The following is a 13744-nucleotide window of genomic DNA, read 5'->3' on the forward strand; positions in this document are numbered from 1 at the left end:
CCTCCACTTAGTATAAGAAAGCACTTTTCTCCGATGTGGCACAGGCATAACCTTAAACATGTATTTCAAATATAACTTTAACAGGTGTGATTATGTTTTGTGTGCAATGTGAACAAACCATCCGTACCCCGGCAGGCAACGGCTGCTCTTACGCGCAGGGTATGTGCGGCAAAACCGCAGAAACGTCCGATCTCCAGGACCTGCTGATTGCGGCGCTGCAAGGCTTATCCGCCTGGGCCTTCAAGGCCCGTGAATATGGCCTTGTCGATCACTATGTCGACAGCTTTGCGCCGCGCGCATTTTTCTCCACGCTGACTAACGTTAACTTCGATTCGCCACGCATTGTGGGCTATGCCCGCGAAGCGATTGCCCTGCGTGAAGCCCTGAAAGCGCAATGCCTGAATGCCGACGCCAGCGCCCGCGTGGACAACCCGATGGCGGAACTACAGCTGGTGAGCGACGACCTGGGCGAGCTACAGCGTCAGGCCGCCGAATTTACTCCTAATAAAGACAAAGCGGCGATTGGCGAGAACATCCTCGGCCTGCGCCTGCTGTGCCTGTACGGTCTGAAAGGTGCTGCGGCGTATATGGAGCACGCGCACGTACTCGGCCAGTACGACAACGACATTTATGCCCAGTACCACAAAATCATGGCATGGCTGGGCACCTGGCCTTCCGACATGAACGCCCTGCTGGAATGCTCGATGGAAATCGGCCAGATGAACTTCAAAGTGATGAGCATTCTGGATGCCGGTGAAACCAGCACCTACGGTCACCCAACGCCGACGCAGGTCAACGTCAAAGCGACCGAAGGTAAATGCATCCTGATCTCCGGCCACGACCTGAAAGATCTCTACAACCTGCTGAAGCAGACCGAAGGCACCGGCGTTAACGTCTATACCCACGGCGAAATGTTGCCCGCGCACGGCTACCCGGAACTGCGTAAATTTAAGCATCTGATCGGTAACTACGGCAGCGGCTGGCAGAACCAGCAGGTGGAGTTCGCCCGCTTCCCTGGCCCAATCGTCATGACCTCTAACTGCATCATCGACCCTACCGTGGGCGCGTATGACGACCGAATCTGGACCCGCAGCATCGTCGGCTGGCCGGGCGTGAGCCACCTTGAAGGCGATGATTTCGGTCCGGTTATCGCGCAGGCGCAGCAGATGGCAGGCTTCCCGTACAGTGAAATTCCGCACCTCATCACCGTCGGTTTTGGCCGTGAGACCCTGCTGGGTGCGGCGGATTCCCTGATTGACCTCGTCAGCCGCGAAAAACTGCGTCACATCTTCCTGATCGGCGGCTGTGACGGCGCGCGCGGGGAACGTAACTATTTCACCGATTTCGCCACCCGCGTTCCGGAAGACTGTCTGATCCTGACCCTGGCCTGCGGTAAATACCGTTTCAACAAGCTGGACTTCGGCAACATCGAAGGTCTGCCACGCCTGGTGGATGCTGGTCAGTGTAACGATGCGTATTCAGCCATCATTCTGGCGGTCACGCTGGCAGAGAAACTGGGCTGCGGCGTGAACGATCTGCCGCTGTCGCTGGTGCTCTCCTGGTTCGAGCAGAAAGCGATCGTTATTCTGTTGACCCTGCTCTCTCTCGGCGTGACCAACATCATCACCGGGCCGACCGCGCCAGGCTTCCTGACGCCGGACCTGCTGGCCATCCTGAACGAGAAATTTGGTCTGCGTTCCGTGACCAACGTTGAAGATGATATGAAGCAACTGCTGAGCGCGTAAGGAGTAACTCATGACCATGCCAACCTCACAATGTCCGTGGCGGATGCAGGTTCATCACATCCAACAGGAGACGCCGGATGTGTGGACACTGTCGCTGCTGTGCCATGACTACTACCCGTACCGCGCAGGTCAGTATGCGCTGGTGAGTGTGCGTAATTCGGCGGATACCCTGCGCGCCTACACGATCTCCTCCACGCCGGGCGTGAGCGAATACATAACGCTCACCGTCCGTCGTATTGATGACGGCGCAGGCTCCCGGTGGCTGACCCGTGACGTGAAGCGCGGGGATTACATCTGGCTGTCTGACGCGCAGGGCGAGTTCACCTGTGACGACAAGAAGGAAGACAAATTCCTGCTTCTGGCGGCAGGCTGTGGTGTAACGCCGATTATGTCGATGCGCCGCTGGCTGGCGAAATACCGTCCTCAGGCCGACGTGCAGGTGATCTTTAGCGTGCGTTCCCCGGAAGATGTGATTTTTGCCGAGGAATGGCGAAATTATCCGGTGACCCTGGTGGCTGAGCACAACGCGACGCACGGTTTTGTCGCGGGGCGTCTGAGCCGCGAAATGTTGCAAAGCGTGCCGGACATTGCGGATCGTACCGTGATGACCTGCGGCCCGGCGCCGTACATGGAGATCGTGGAGAAAGAAGTGAAAGCGCTCGGCGTGACCCGCTTCTTTAAAGAGCAGTTCTTCACGCCTGTAGCGGCAGCGGCGACCAGCGGGATGAAGTTCACGAAGCTGCAACCGGCGCAGACCTTCTTTGGTCGCGTGGGCACCACGCTGCTTGAAGCGCTCGAAAGCAATAACGTGCCGGTAGCGGCAGCCTGTCGCGCGGGTGTGTGCGGCTGCTGTAAGACGAAGGTGGTTTCCGGTGAATACACCGTCACCAGCACCATGACGCTGACCGATGCGGAAATTGCAGAGGGTTACGTGTTGGCGTGTTCATGCCATCCGCAGGGGGACCTGGTGCTGGCATAATCTGGCGCAGTGCCCCCATTTGTTGCCGGGTGGCACTGCGTTTACCCGGCCTACTTTGTACATGTTGGCTCTTCGTAGGCCCGGTAAGCGTTAGCGCCACCGGGCTTTTTGCCGGGTGACACTGCGTTTACCCGGCTTACGTTGTGCCTACTGCCTGTGCGTATGGAATACCAGGCAGCCAATACAGTGACTTTCTTCTAAGCTTGTAAGCGATATCACATAAAGGAGAAGGACCACCATGAAACAAACCGTGGCTGCATACATAGCGAAAACCCTGGAGCAGGCTGGCGTAAAGCGTATCTGGGGCGTCACCGGCGATTCGCTGAACGGACTCAGCGACAGCCTCAACAAGATGAAGACCATTGAATGGATGCCCACCCGCCATGAAGAGGTCGCCGCCTTTGCCGCGGGTGCCGAAGCGCAGCTCACGGGCGAACTCGCCGTCTGTGCAGGTTCCTGCGGACCGGGAAACCTGCACCTTATCAACGGTCTTTTCGACTGTCACCGCAACCATGTTCCGGTGCTGGCGATTGCCGCACATATTCCGTCATCCGAAATCGGCAGCGGCTATTTTCAGGAGACGCATCCTCAGGAGCTGTTCCGTGAATGCAGCCACTACTGCGAGCTGGTCTCGTCGCCGGAGCAGATCCCACAGGTGCTGGCGATAGCCATGCGTAAGGCGATCCTGAATCGCGGGGTTTCGGTGGTTGTGCTGCCGGGGGACGTGGCGCTGAAGGCCGCACCTGAAACCGCCACCACCCACTGGTACTCTGCGCCACAGCCAACCATTACCCCTGCGGATGAAGAGCTAAAAAAGCTGGCGCAACTGCTGCGATACTCCAGCAATATCGCCCTGATGTGCGGCAGCGGCTGTGCCGGCGCGCATAAAGAGCTGGTGGAATTTGCCGCTAAGCTGAAGGCGCCAGTTGTGCACGCCCTGCGCGGGAAAGAGCACGTTGAATACGATAACCCGTACGATGTGGGCATGACCGGGCTGATCGGTTTTTCCAGCGGCTTCCATACCATGATGAACGCCGATACGCTGATCCTGCTCGGCACCCAGTTCCCGTACCGCGCGTTCTACCCGACGGATGCGAAAATTATCCAGATCGACATTAATCCCGGTAGCATCGGCGCGCACAGCAAGGTGGATATGGCGCTTATCGGCGATATTAAATCCACCCTCGCCGCCCTCCTGCCGCTGCTGGAAGAAAAAACGGACCGCAAATTCCTCGATAAAGCCCTGAGCGACTATCGCGATGCGCGTAAGGGGCTGGACGATCTCGCCAAACCGAGCGAAAAAGCGATCCACCCGCAGTATCTGGCGCAGCAGATCAGCCACTTCGCCGACGACGATGCCATCTTCACCTGCGACGTGGGTACGCCCACCGTCTGGGCCGCGCGCTATCTGAAAATGAACGGCAAACGACGCCTGCTTGGCTCGTTCAACCATGGCTCAATGGCCAACGCCATGCCGCAGGCGCTGGGCGCAAAAGCGACGGCACCGGAACGGCAGGTGGTGGCGATGTGCGGCGACGGCGGGTTCAGTATGCTGATGGGGGATTTCCTGTCGGTGGCGCAGATGAAGCTTCCGCTGAAAATCGTGGTCTTTAACAACAGCGTGCTGGGCTTTGTGGCGATGGAGATGAAGGCCGGAGGCTACCTCACGGACGGCACCGAGCTGCACGACACCAACTTCGCCCGCATCGCCGAAGCCTGCGGTATCACCGGTATTCGGGTGGAGAAAGCCTCAGAGGTGGACGAAGCCCTGCAACGTGCCTTCTCCATCGACGGCCCGGTGCTGGTGGATGTGGTGGTCGCCAAAGAAGAGCTGGCAATCCCGCCTCAAATCAAGCTGGAACAGGCTAAAGGTTTTAGCCTCTACATGCTGCGCGCCATCATCAGCGGGCGCGGTGACGAAGTGATCGAACTGGCAAAAACCAACTGGCTCAGGTAAAACATTTCACAAGACCTCTTAAATGAAAGGGATGTGAAATGATTGATTTACGTAGTGATACCGTTACCCGTCCGGGCCGCGCCATGCTCGAAGAGATGATGGCCGCCCCGGTCGGGGACGACGTCTACGGCGATGACCCGACGGTCAACGAACTCCAGCGCTATGCGGCCGAGCTGAGCGGTAAAGAGGCTGCCCTGTTCCTGCCCACCGGCACGCAGGCTAACCTGGTGGCGCTGCTGAGCCACTGCGAGCGCGGCGAAGAGTATATCGTCGGCCAGGGGGCGCATAACTACCTGTACGAAGCTGGCGGCGCGGCGGTGCTTGGCAGCATTCAGCCGCAGCCGATCGATGCTGCGCCGGACGGTACGCTGCCGCTGGACAAAGTCGCGGCAAAAATCAAAGCCGACGATATTCACTTCGCCCGCACTAAACTGCTGAGCCTTGAAAACACCCATAACGGTAAAGTTCTGCCGCGCGAATACCTGAAAGCAGCATGGGATTTTACCCGCGAGCGCAAGCTCGGCCTGCACGTTGACGGCGCACGTATCTTCAACGCCGTGGTGGAGTACGGCTGCGAGCTGAAAGAGATCACCCAATATTGCGACTCGTTCACCATTTGCCTCTCAAAAGGGCTGGGCACGCCGGTAGGTTCCCTGCTGGTTGGCAATGCAGACTACATCAGACGCGCCAACCGCTGGCGCAAAATGACCGGCGGCGGGATGCGTCAGGCGGGTATTCTGGCGGCTGCCGGACTGTACGCTCTGAAAAATAACGTGTCACGCCTGAAAGACGATCACGACAATGCGGCGTGGATGGCAGCGCAGCTGCGTGAAATCGGCGCTGATGTCATGCGTCATGACACCAACATGCTGTTTGTCCGCGTCGGCAATGAGCATGCTGCCGCGCTGGGCGAATTTATGAAAGCCCGAGGCGTGCTGATCAACGCCTCCCCGATCGTGCGACTGGTGATGCATCTTGACGTTAACCGCGAGCAGTTGACCGAGGTGGTGAAACACTGGCAGGCGTTTTTACAGCGTTAAGGAGCATACCGTGCGGCAACGTATTCTGGTGCTCGGTGCCAGCGGGTATATCGGTCAGCATCTGACCACTGCGTTAAGCCAGCAGGGGCACCAGGTGCTGGCAGTGGCACGCAACACGGAACGCCTGCAAAAGCTACATTTGCCTGGCGTGACGTGTCACAACGTTGACCTTAACTGGCCGAAAGCGCTTCCTGCGCTGCTGGAAGGGGTCGATACGCTTTACTACCTTGTTCACAGCATGGGCGAAGGCGGCGATTTTATCGCCCACGAGCGTCAGGTGGCGATGAACGTACGTGATACGCTGCTGCAAACGCCGGTAAAGCAGGTGATCTTTCTAAGCTCGCTTCAGGCGCCTGAGAACGAGCAGTCAGACCATCTGCGCGCCCGGCAACTGACGGCAGAGACATTGCGAAGCGCCCGTATCCCCGTCACCGAACTGCGGGCAGGGATCATCGTTGGCGCGGGTTCCGCCGCGTTCGAAGTGATGCGCGATATGGTCTACAACCTGCCTGTGCTGACACCGCCGCGCTGGGTACGCTCGCGCACCACGCCCATTGCGCTGGAGAATTTACTCCACTATCTGGTGGCATTGCTGGATCACCCGGCGGCGGCGCATCGCGTGCTGGAGGCGGCTGGCCCGGAAGTGCTGAGCTATCAGGCGCAGTTCGAACATTTTATGCGGGTGAGTGGCCGCCGCCGCTGGCTGGTGCCCGTCCCCTTTCCGACCCGCTGGATTTCGGTGTGGTTTTTGAATGTGATCACCTCCGTGCCGCCGACGACTGCCAAAGCGCTTATACAGGGACTGAAACACGATCTGCTGGCGGACGATCGTGAACTGCGTGCCTTGATCCCTCAGGAATTGATCCCCTTCGACGATGCCGTACGCAATACGCTGAAAGAAGAAGAGAAGCTGGTGAACTCCAGTGACTGGGGCTACGACGCGCAGGCGTTTGCCCGCTGGCGGCCCGAGTACGGCTATTACCCAAAACAGGCGGGCTGTACGGTAAAAACCACTGCCAGCCTCTCAGCGCTGTGGGACGTTGTGAACCAGATCGGCGGCAAAGAGCGCTATTTCTTCGGCAATATCCTCTGGCAAACGCGCGGCGCGCTGGATCTGCTGGTGGGTCACCGGCTGGCAAAAGGCCGTCCTGCCGCCCCGTATCTGAACGTGGGCGATACGGTCGACAGCTGGAAGGTGATCATCGTTGAGCCGGAAAAACAGCTGGCGCTGCTGTTTGGCATGAAGGCACCGGGGCTGGGGCGGCTCTGCTTCACCCTTAAAGACAAAGGCGATCACCGCGAGCTGGACGTTCGGGCGTGGTGGCACCCGCACGGAATGCCCGGCCTGTTTTACTGGCTGCTGATGATCCCGGCACACCTGTTTATCTTCCGCGGAATGGCGAAACGGATTGCGCAACTGGCAGAAGAAAAGCGGGAAAGTAATTAAATAAAACCCTTTTTCTTTCACCTTTCCCATTGCAACACATCGTAATTCACGAAAGAATGCGCACGAAATTCTTTTCAACACAGTGGATTGTTATGAAGGTACTGGTTACCGGGGCGACCAGCGGCTTAGGCCGAAATGCGGTCGAATTTCTGCGCAACAAAGGCATCAGCGTGAGGGCCACCGGTCGCAACGAGGCGATGGGCAAGCTCTTGCAAAAAATGGGCGCTGAGTTTGTCCATGCCGACCTGACGGAGCTGGTCTCCTCTCAGGCCAAGGTGATGCTCGCCGGTATCGATACGCTGTGGCACTGCTCCAGTTTTACCTCCCCGTGGGGTACCCAGGAAGCCTTCGATCTCGCCAACGTGCGCGCCACGCGCCGTCTGGGCGAATGGGCCGTCGCCTGGGGCGTGCGTAACTTTATTCATATCTCTTCCCCGTCGCTCTATTTTGATTATCACCATCATCGTGATATTCAGGAAGATTTCCGCCCTGCGCGCTTTGCCTGTGAATTTGCCCGCAGTAAAGCGGCTGGCGAAGAGGTGATCGACCTGCTGGCCCAGTCAAATCCGCACACCCGCTTTACCGTGCTGCGACCACAGAGCCTGTTTGGGCCGCACGACAAAGTCTTTATCCCGCGACTGGCCCAGATGATGCACCATTACGGCAGCGTGCTGTTACCACGCGGCGGCGATGCGCTGGTAGACATGACCTATTACGAAAATGCCGTTCACGCCATGTGGCTGGCGAGCCAGCCGGAGTGCGATAAGCTGGTGTCGGGCCGCGCCTATAACATCACCAACGGCGAACCCTGTACCCTGCGCAGCATTGTGCAAAGGCTGATTGATGAGTTAAAAATCGACTGCCGGATCCGTTCTGTTCCCTACCCGATGCTGGACATGATTGCCCGCAGCATGGAGCGCTTTGGCAGTAAATCGGCAAAAGAGCCTGCGCTGACGCATTACGGTGTGTCGAAGCTCAACTTTGATTTTACGCTGGATATTTCTCGGGCGGAGAACGAGCTGGGGTATAAACCGATTATCTCGCTCGATGAAGGGATAGTGCGTACGGCGGCGTGGTTGCGGGATCACGGGAAGTTACACCGGTAAGCGTTCCAGCCTCATGTAGGCCGGGTAAGCGCAGCGCCACCCGGCAAAAAACAGAGAGTGCGGACTGATGCCCTCACCCCGGCTCTCTCCCACAGGTAGAGGGTGCAAACATTAAAACGGCAACCCGAGGGTTGCCGTTTGCTTTTACAGAGCCGTCCAGGCTTCAGCCCATGCCAGGCCTGCACCCGGCTCATAGTACGTCGGCGCACTGTTACACCAGCCGCTGTACGGGAACGGTTTGCACTGGAACAATTTACCGTGGTTATTCACGATATCACCGGCGTTGTACTTGCTGTTCGCGCTCCATGCCGGGTAAGACGTATCTTCTCCGGATGGCGTTGCCGCTTTCGCTTTCACGTTCAGCAGGTAAGACGTGGTGCTGCTCAGCTCGACATCGCTGACGGTCAGGCTCACTTCATACTGCTGCGCCGTTGCAGACTCAGGCGCCTTAAAGGTCACCACCGCTTTATCTTCGCCGGTCACGGTCTGGCCATCCTGAGAACGCCAGGTGTAGGTCAGCTTGTTGCCGTCTGCGTCGGTAGAGCCTTCCGCGCTCAGAGAAACCTGCGCGCCCGCTTCAACGGCACCGATTGGGCCCGCAATCTGCGCAACCGGCGCGTGGTTCACCGCGACAGGTTCAACCGGAGTTTCATCCGGAACTGGCGCTGGCGTTGGGGCCGGCGTAACATCTTCTGAAGGTGTTGGCGTTGGCGTGACCGGGGTTTCGTCCGGCGTCACCGAGGAACCGTCGTCATTCACGATATTCACGTTATAGAACTTCTGCACGCACTTGCTGTAGTCGCCCTCTTTGAACGCACTGAACGGTGTCTGATAACCCACCAGCTGGCAAGAGTAAGTCTTGCCGTCCGGGGTATCCGCGCTCCATCCCCAGTCCTGTTCCCAGTAAATCTTCAGGGCGCCTGCGCCACCTTCGTCAAACTGCTTCATGTTGGCGCAACCCAACACTTCGTTCGCCGGAACAGGGACTTTCAGGTAGTTCGCAAATTCTTTGTAATACTTGATACGGTTCTGAGACTGCGCAATTTCAGTCGGGCCGCCGCACTCAACGCCGCCGTTGATGATCTGGGTTGTTACACCGAAGCCCGGGACCAGGCCGTTGGCTTTATCGTGATCGTTCGGCTGCCATGTACCGTCGATCACCTGCAACATGCTTGGTTTTGGCGGCTGTGGATAGGCGAAGAAGAAGATAGCACTGGCCAGGTTCAGCCAGGTGTCCGCCACCAGCTCAGGTTTATCGAGCAGGGTACGCACGTCGCCGTACATCGCTTCAGAGAATGGACCGTAGTTGTAGTTGTAGGACAACTGTTTCGCACCGCGTCCGAAATAGCTCAGGAAATCGCCGTCTTTGTCTTTACCGCAAGGCCAGGTCTGTCCCTGCCAGACGTCCGGGTTACATTCGCCGTTATAGCCGCCCTTCTGCCCTTCGCTCCAGCCCATTTCACGCACGTGGACCAGCGCCTGACGCCATTCGGCTTCCGGACGCCAGCTTTCGTGGCCGCCGGTTTCCTGGGCAAAGTGGGCAAACATGGTCGCCAGCTCTTTGCGGCAGATAGCGTCGCTGTCACGACCGTCGTTGTAGGTCTTACACAGCGCCGGGAATTTACCCACGGCTTTCAGGAAGTTGCTGTAGGTATAAGCCTGTGCACGCAGCGGGAAGAGATATTCCCAGTCGCTGGCTTTCACAATCCCTTCAACGCGTTTGACGTTGTCCGGGTTCGCCGCGCGGCCTGGCTCAATCAGTTCGACCTGCGCGTTGTCCAGGGTCTGAATAGTCTCTTTAACGGAGGCCATCAGCGGGAAGTTAGTGAGCTCATGCTCTTTCTTCGCCAGATCGCTGGCTTTCATGGTGTACGGCTCGCCGGTGGTCGCCTGCAAAGAGGCGGCCTGCGCCATAAAAGGTGCAACGCAAGCACCAGCAACAAGTACACTCAGTAACGTCCTTTTGTTCATTTCAGTTTTCCTGTTCGTTTCAAATTAAATGTTAATATCCCGGCTTAGGTATTATTCCGTTAATACATAAACCACATTCAGCTGTTTTCACTTTTCGAAGAACACCTTCAGGAATTCTTCAAAAATAAAAAACGTTAATCACGTGCTGCTAATTTTAATTGCTGATATTTAGCCCAGACCTTATGGGCATATTTCATCCGCTGCGGATAATTCTCTTTCTTCAACCCGGCGTTATAAGCGCCTACCGCTTCCCAGTTATAGCCATATACTCTTATCATTCCGGAGAGAATGGAGGCACCCACCATGATGGAGGTACACGGCTCGGTCATTAAGCGATACTCATCGATGCCTCTGCTTTCCAGCGCGGTAAAATGCGAGCTGTTGATTTGCATCAGCCCGACATCCCGCGTGCCATCGCGGTTTTGCCCAACCGCGTACGGATTCATACCGGATTCCACATTCGCTATCGCGTACAGTAAATAAGGGTCGACATGATAATAACGCGCCGCTTTATCCCAACAGTTTGCCAGAGCGCCCTGGCTTATTATTAATAACAACAAAATGAGCTTTTTCATTTTTACCTGCTGACTTTATTGGTTATTTCTCCTTAGAAACATCCTGTAAAATGAATTTTTAATTACTCCCCCTCAGAAGGGGGGAGTAATTAATGGGTTAGATTATTTGCAATCTGTTGATGCGCCTTCTTTTACCCATACGTCGCTATTTGCTGGGTTATCACCACGGGTCCACCATTTCGCACGGTAAACGTTACCTTCATAGGTGGTGGTGTCGCCGCCGTTGTAGACCAGGTCAGAACGCCAGTTCATCTTCACGTTGCTTACCAGCTCCCACGCGTCCATACCGAAGCCAGGCTGATTGCCCTGAGTCCAGTATTTCGCTTTCCACACGAGGTGGTCGAAGCTTACGGTATCGCCGTTGTTATAGATTTTGCTCGCGTCCCACGCAGCGTATTTGCTGGCGTTGGCATCGACAGGTGCGTCGCAGCTGCCGGTGGTATCGTCAGCTGGCGGGGTTACGTCGTCAGCCGGTGGTGTGACGTCATCGGCAGGAGGGGTTACGTCGTCAGCCGGTGGTGTGACGTCATCGGCAGGAGGCGTTACCTCGTCAGCTGGCTTAGGCTCCACCGTCACCTGCACGTCAGACTGCACGCTGGTTTTACCGTCCGTCACAATAACGCTCAGGGTGTAGGAAGAAGTATTGTGCACTTCTGGCGCAGTGATGCGAACGTTGGCCGAATCAGTGCCGGTCGCGTTCATATCAGCCGGTACGCTCCAGCTGTAGGTCAGCGCGTCACCATCAGGATCGGATGCCTGTGCGTGCAGAGAAATTGCTTCACCGGACTGAACGGTAACGGCTTCCATAGCATTGATTACCGGCGCCTGGTTGGCTTTAGGCGCTTTATTCACAACCTGGACGTCAACAGCATTGCTCAGCCCTTTAGCGTCGGTTACGGTCAAACGGAAGACCAGGTTCTGGTCGCTTGTCACAGCCGGAACGCTAAAGCTGGCTTTTGCTTTGGTGCTATTGGCGATGGTCACAGAAGGGCCTGAAACCTGCGTCCATTTATAGGTCAGCGCATCGTCGTCCTGGTCGCTGGAAGCAGAGCCATCCAGGGTCACGGTTGCAGGACCGGTGACATTTTGATCGGCAGCTGAAGCCACTGGCGCATGGTTAGTCTCAACAGGCAGATCCGGGATGGAACTTCCGCCCAGCAGGCTTTCGTTCATGGCGTTCAGGATATCGCCGTTATCAGACTCGATAGACCATGCGAACAGTCCGCCCAGGTTTTTGTTCAGTACGTATTTGCCTTTCGCCATAACGGAACGGGCGTTATCGTACGTCACCAGCTCACCGGTGGACTTGTTGAACACGTACGGCGCTTCAGCCGCTTCGTCATATTTGTATTCCCAGCCCGGTTTGCCCAGCATCTGGTTGACGATTTGACGATAGTCAACGATACCGTTTTCCCATGTCCCTTTAATTGGTCCGGTTGCGGTGCCGGTAAATGGATTATCGCCGGTATAACCATGAACGCCGGTCCAGCCGCGGCCATACATACCTGCGCCTACCACGATCTTGCCTGGCTTAACGCCCTGCTCCAGCATCGCTTTCACCGCATTATCGGTGGTGTAGTTAGTGTCTGGTTTCCAGGAAGCACCGTACAGGGCGGTCTGGTGGCCCAGATCGGTATTGCTCCAGGCACCGTAGAAGTCGTAGCTCATCAGGAAGATATGGTCGAGGTACTGCTGCGTGGTGTTATAGTCCACGTCTTCGATCTTATCTTTACCGGCACCGATTGCAGTAGTCAGCTCGTAGGTACGACCGGTTTCCGCAGACAGTTCATTCAGCATCTGACGCAGGTCGTGCATCAGCGCGGTGTAGGTGGCTTTATCGGTCTGAGGATTGCCGAGTTTGGCGTTTTCACCGCCGCCGCCCGGGAATTCCCAGTCAATATCCACGCCGTCAAACACTTTCCAGGTGGTCAGGAAGTCTTTTACCGACGCCACGAAACGGTCACGCAGTACTTTGTTATCCATCTGATAGAACGGATCGGACAGGGTCCAGCCACCAATGGATGGCAGAATTTTCAGGTCAGGATGGGCTTTTTTCATCGCCATCAGCTGCCCATAGTTACCTTTGTAGGGATCGTCCCAGTTGCTTACGCCTTTCTGCGGTTTCTGCAACGCAGCCCATGGATCGTGAATGGCCACGGTGTAGTCCTGACGGCCAGCACAGGCGCGTTTCAGGGATTCCAGTGCACCTGAAGATTTGGCGCTGTCGTTAATACCGTCACCGCCGCAAATTGGAATAAAGCCGTACAGCAGGTGGTTAATGTTCGCGACCGGGATCTTATCCGCAGAGAAGTTTCGATCGTAAACGCCCCACTCAGGGAAATAGGCACCGACGACTTTATCGGTATGCTGAGCGAAAGCTTTGTTATTTTCCAGCAGCGGCGTATTCAGCGGCAGCAAATGGCTTCCGTCGGTATCCGCCACGATAATCAGTTTGCTTGCGCTTTTGGTACAGCCGCTGTCGTTACACAGTTCGACCTGTTCCTGATAGCGGCCCCCTTTTTTGACTTTGAAGGTCGCAGAACCCGCCGCGCTGCCCGCGCCGGTCCAGACGGTCTTGCCGTCCAGCAGCACTTTTGCAGACGTTGGGGCGTCACCGCTCCAGACGTTCCATTCCACTTTTACATCAACACCCTCTTTATGCACTTTGATGAGGTTGTTGTAATCCTGTGCCGCCTGATCCACTTCTACCAGCGCAAATTTATCATTGCCCGATGTAATAGAAGGCGTACCCGGCGCAGCTGCAAATGCGGAGCTGGTGGCCGCCGCAATAAAGAGCGCCAGATATTTTGGTTTCATAAATTTCATTTTTATTTCCTGATAAATTTATTTATAACGTAATAACCCATGCCTTCCGTGAGATCATGGATGCGTTTCGCGTAATGCGTATTTAACCAACGTGAGTG

General features: G+C 56.4%; 9 protein-coding genes. 6 read left to right on the top strand and 3 right to left on the bottom strand.

Annotated features, from left to right (window positions below):
* Positions 1-92: 92 nt before the first annotated feature.
* The 6 genes from hcp to CKK19_RS17095 all read left to right on the top strand — a co-directional run bounded on the left by hcp (position 93) and on the right by CKK19_RS17095 (position 8274).
* Complete coding sequence (gene hcp, locus CKK19_RS17070) at positions 93-1745, top strand: hydroxylamine reductase (RefSeq protein WP_058676871.1); 1653 nt, start codon at positions 93-95, stop codon at positions 1743-1745.
* 10 nt (positions 1746-1755) lie between these two features.
* Entirely contained in the window at positions 1756-2724 is a 969-nt protein-coding gene (hcr, locus tag CKK19_RS17075; protein WP_023299707.1) for an NADH oxidoreductase, read from the top strand.
* A gap of 238 nt (positions 2725-2962) precedes the next feature.
* Positions 2963-4681 carry a ubiquinone-dependent pyruvate dehydrogenase gene (gene poxB, locus CKK19_RS17080; RefSeq protein ID WP_022647603.1) on the top strand — a complete coding sequence of 573 codons (1719 nt, stop codon included), beginning with the start codon at positions 2963-2965 and terminating at the stop codon, positions 4679-4681.
* 38 nt (positions 4682-4719) lie between these two features.
* Complete coding sequence (gene ltaE / locus CKK19_RS17085) at positions 4720-5721, top strand: low-specificity L-threonine aldolase (protein ID WP_063853947.1); 1002 nt, start codon at positions 4720-4722, stop codon at positions 5719-5721.
* 10 nt (positions 5722-5731) lie between these two features.
* A complete protein-coding gene (locus tag CKK19_RS17090; RefSeq protein WP_063152057.1) occupies positions 5732-7168 on the top strand; it encodes an SDR family oxidoreductase in 1437 nt (478 codons plus the stop codon).
* A gap of 92 nt (positions 7169-7260) precedes the next feature.
* Entirely contained in the window at positions 7261-8274 is a 1014-nt protein-coding gene (locus tag CKK19_RS17095) for an NAD-dependent epimerase/dehydratase family protein (RefSeq protein WP_022647600.1), read from the top strand.
* Between the two features lie 144 nt (positions 8275-8418).
* Here the strand turns inward: CKK19_RS17095 and CKK19_RS17100 are convergent, their stop codons facing one another.
* The 3 genes from CKK19_RS17100 to CKK19_RS17110 all read right to left on the bottom strand — a co-directional run bounded on the left by CKK19_RS17100 (position 8419) and on the right by CKK19_RS17110 (position 13646).
* Positions 8419-10245: a chitinase gene (locus CKK19_RS17100; protein ID WP_063853946.1), complete on the bottom strand. Its 1827-nt coding sequence runs from the start codon at positions 10243-10245 to the stop codon at positions 8419-8421.
* Between the two features lie 134 nt (positions 10246-10379).
* Positions 10380-10820, bottom strand: coding sequence for a type III secretion system invasion protein IagB (iagB, locus tag CKK19_RS17105; protein ID WP_022647598.1), 441 nt, complete (start codon positions 10818-10820; stop codon positions 10380-10382).
* Positions 10821-10922: 102 nt separating this feature from the next.
* Positions 10923-13646, bottom strand: a complete 2724-nt coding sequence (locus tag CKK19_RS17110) for a glycosyl hydrolase family 18 protein (RefSeq protein ID WP_022647597.1) — start codon at positions 13644-13646, stop codon at positions 10923-10925.
* Positions 13647-13744 lie beyond the last annotated feature (98 nt).

The sequence above is a fragment of the Enterobacter sp. CCUG 70166 genome, from assembly GCF_020224095.1.
Lineage (GTDB): Bacteria > Pseudomonadota > Gammaproteobacteria > Enterobacterales > Enterobacteriaceae > Enterobacter > Enterobacter intestinihominis.

Coding starts and splice junctions, on each gene's coding strand:
- hcp (WP_058676871.1), top strand. CDS start 93: ATGTTTTGTGTGCAATGTGAACAAACCATCCGTACCCCGGCAGGCAAC.
- hcr (WP_023299707.1), top strand. CDS start 1,756: ATGACCATGCCAACCTCACAATGTCCGTGGCGGATGCAGGTTCATCAC.
- poxB (WP_022647603.1), top strand. CDS start 2,963: ATGAAACAAACCGTGGCTGCATACATAGCGAAAACCCTGGAGCAGGCT.
- ltaE (WP_063853947.1), top strand. CDS start 4,720: ATGATTGATTTACGTAGTGATACCGTTACCCGTCCGGGCCGCGCCATG.
- CKK19_RS17095 (WP_022647600.1), top strand. CDS start 7,261: ATGAAGGTACTGGTTACCGGGGCGACCAGCGGCTTAGGCCGAAATGCG.
- CKK19_RS17100 (WP_063853946.1), bottom strand. CDS start 10,245: ATGAACAAAAGGACGTTACTGAGTGTACTTGTTGCTGGTGCTTGCGTT.
- iagB (WP_022647598.1), bottom strand. CDS start 10,820: ATGAAAAAGCTCATTTTGTTGTTATTAATAATAAGCCAGGGCGCTCTG.
- CKK19_RS17110 (WP_022647597.1), bottom strand. CDS start 13,646: ATGAAATTTATGAAACCAAAATATCTGGCGCTCTTTATTGCGGCGGCC.